Here is a 3182-nt window from a genome sequence, read left to right on the forward strand (position 1 = left end):
CCCCCCCCCCCCCCTCGACACCGGATCCGCCGTCGACCTGCGTGTCCTGCCGACCCGGGCAGAGGCCGACGCCGAGCACCGTCTCGGTGTGCGACGGCTGCTCCTGCTCGGCATCAGCCCGCCGTGGAAGCAGATCCTCGCCCGCCTGACGAACAGCCAGAAGCTCGCACTCGGCCACAACCCGCACGGCAGCGTCCCGGCACTGCTTGACGACTGCCTGGCCGCCGCCGTCGACGCGATCCGCGACGACGCGGTGACGGATCGCGCCGACCACACCGTGCGCAGTCGCGAGGACTTCGAGTGGGCCCTGTCGGCGGTGCGCACCCACACGAGTGCCAAGGTCGTGCAGGTCGTCGGCCTCGTCGAGCCGATCCTCGCCAAGCACCTCGCCCTGACCAACCGCCTGGCCGAGCTCGACCGATCGAGCAGCCCTGCCATCCGCCCGATGCTCGCCGACGTCCGCGCGCAGCTGCGCGAGCTCGTGCGGCCTGGGTTCGTCGCCGACACGGGGCTGCGCCGACTTCCCGACCTGGACCGCTACCTGCGGGCCATCGCCCACCGGCTCGACAAGGCACCGGCCAACCTGGCGCGCGACGCACAGGCCCTCGACCAGGTCGACCTCGTCGAGGGCCGCTACGCCGACCTGCTCGACTCGCTGCGCCCCACCCAGCGCGGTGCCGCCGACGTCGTCGACATCGGCTGGATGATCGAGGAGCTGCGGGTCTCGCTGTTCGCGCAGACGGTCGGGACGGCATACAGCGTCTCGCCGCAGCGCATCCTCAAGGCGATCGCGAAGGTCCGCGGCTGACCAGTTCCGTGTCCCGCGGTGACGCCACGCGGTGGGGAATCATGGGATGGAGCGGGGCGTTGCACCCTTCGACCCGTACGACGAAAGGCCAGACCCGTGCAGGACCCGACCGAGCTCTTCCAGTTCGAGAGCGACACCTCGCCCAGCCAGCTCCAGGAGCTGCAGGCATCGGTGCTCGTGGTCGCCCTCGGCGGATTCATCGACGCCGGCCACACCCAGCGACTCATGGCCGACCACATCCTCGAGACGCACGAGTCGCGCGTCATCGCCTCCTTCGACGTCGACCAGCTGCTCGACTACCGCGGTCGCCGCCCCGTGATGGTCTTCGACCGCGACCACTGGAGCAGCTACGACGACCCGAGCCTGCTGCTGCACCGCGTCGTCGACAAGGAGGGCGTGCCCTTCCTGCTCCTCGTCGGCCCCGAGCCGGACTACCAGTGGAACCGCATGGTCGAGGCCACCACCGCGCTCATCAGGACCTTCGGTGTCTCCCTCACCGTCAGCGTCCACGGCATCCCCATGGCCGTGCCGCACACCCGTCCCCTCGGCGTCACCGCACACGGCACCAACCCGCGCCTCGTGACCGGCAACGACCCGGCGTTCGGCACGGTCCAGGTGCCGGCGAGCTTCTCGTCCCTGCTCGAGTTCCGGCTCGGTGAGGCGGGTCTCGACGCCATCGGCTTCGCCGTGCACGTGCCGCACTACCTCGGACAGAGCGAGTTCGCCGACGCGGCCGTGCTCGGCCTCGAGCGCGTGCGTGCCGCCACCGGCCTCGACCTCGACCTGCGCGAGCTGGCGGCGACGGCCGGGCTCAACCGCGCCGAGATCAGCCGGCAGATGGAGGAGTCCGACGAGATCACGGCTGTCGTGCGGGCACTCGAGCAGCAGTACGACACCTTCCTCGAGGGTCGCCAGCAGCGCAACCTGCTCGCCACCGACCTGTCCGACCTGCCCACGGCCGACGAGATCGGCGCCGAGTTCGAGGCGTTCCTCAAGGACGTCACCGACGACGACGACCAGTCGTAGCAGCAACCGTCGCGTCTCCGCGGTTGCGGGTCGCGACGGCGCTCGCGGCGTGGAGCGTCGGCGGCCGTTCCAGCCATGGTGTCCTTGCGTATGCCGTCGGCCGCCGCCGATGCCGCTCGCCCCGCCGCGTCCCGCTCCCTTCCGCACCAACCGCGCCGACCCCGTGTCGAGTGCTCAGTTCCCGACGTCGGACCTCACGTGAGGAAGTGGGCACTCGACTGTGAGGGAGTGGGCACTCGACGGTGAGGTAGGGCGCTCGGCTCACGGTCAGGCCTTGGCTTCGCTCCAGCGGCGGACCACCGACGTGTCGGCGACGAAGCGGACCTCGTCGGTGCCGGCCCAGGTGCGGGCGGCGCTCGTCAGGGTGCTCTCGACCGCGGCTGCTGCCGCCGGGGCGTGCTGTTCGGGCACGTGGACGAGCAGCTCGTCGTGCAGGCACAGCACGATCTGGCCACCCAGCGGACGCACCGCGTGGCGCACCGTCGCTGCCCAGGCCTTGAAGAGCTCGGCCGCTGACCCCTGGATGATCGCGTTGCGCGCATAGCGGCCTCGCGCCCCATCGGGGCCAGCGGCCGAGAACTCGGCGCCGGCCGGCGACTCGGTGCCCTCGGCCGCCGGTGACGGCGCGGGCACGCCTCCGAAGCGGATGAGCCGGCCGCCCCATGTGCGGACCGGTCGACGCGCCACACCGTCGGCGTAGGCCCGGTCGAGCAGCCCCATGGCGACGGGGTAGGCGCGCTCGAGGTCCTTGAGCGCCTCGCCCGCCGCCCCCGACCGCTGGCCGTACATCGCCGCGAGCACGGCGACCTTGGCCTTGGGTCGGTCGGCGCCGAGCTTGGCCGCGACCGGGGCATAGAGGTCGTCCGCGCGTGTCGCCTCGGCAAAGGCCCGGTCGGCGCTGACCACTGCAAGCACTCGAGGCTCGATCTGGCCGAGGTCGGCACGGACGAAGACGTGCCCCGGCGCGGCGCAGATCGCCGGCCGCAGGGGTGCCGGAAGGTTGTGCAGGCCGTTCTGCGCCGTCATGCGGCCGGCGGCACCGTCGCACGCCGTCCAGCCGCCGCGCAGCCGGTCGTCGGGCCCGACGTGGTCGTCGAGCCACCGGTAGCCGTAGGTGGTCGCGATCCGCTCGTCCTTGCGCCAGCGCAACAGTGCGTCGACGAGCGGGTGCGTGTGCCGGTAGGGCTCGAGCACCCAGGCGCGGGTGTTGGGCACGTCGACGCCGGCGGACAGCAGCAGGTCACGCACCTGGGCGGGGTTGCGCAGGTCGGTGCGCTCGCGGCCGGGAGCGTGTCGCAGCACGAGCGCGTCACGCTCTGCCCGGATGCGTGCCGCATCGGCGTCGTCG

The 3182-nt window shown here is 72.2% G+C and carries 3 protein-coding genes; 2 read left to right on the forward strand and 1 reads right to left on the reverse strand.

Translation table 11 applies throughout. The features are described 5' to 3' along the window. Together AC1DP0_RS20055 and AC1DP0_RS20060 are read left to right on the forward strand one after the other, a co-directional pair. The coding region (locus AC1DP0_RS20055; RefSeq protein WP_478088004.1) for a DUF3418 domain-containing protein at positions 1–808 on the forward strand (808 nt) is incomplete at its 5' end. A gap of 96 nt (positions 809–904) precedes the next feature. Beyond that, a complete protein-coding gene (locus tag AC1DP0_RS20060; protein ID WP_478088006.1) occupies positions 905–1834 on the forward strand; it encodes a proteasome assembly chaperone family protein in 930 nt (309 codons plus the stop codon). A 267-nt stretch (positions 1835–2101) separates the two neighbouring features. Here AC1DP0_RS20060 and AC1DP0_RS20065 read toward each other — a convergent pair. After that, positions 2102–3182, reverse strand: a 1081-nt coding sequence (locus AC1DP0_RS20065; protein ID WP_478088008.1) for a DNA polymerase, incomplete at its 5' end; no start/stop codon positions are given.

This window comes from Terrabacter sp. P5_B1, from assembly GCF_056400505.1.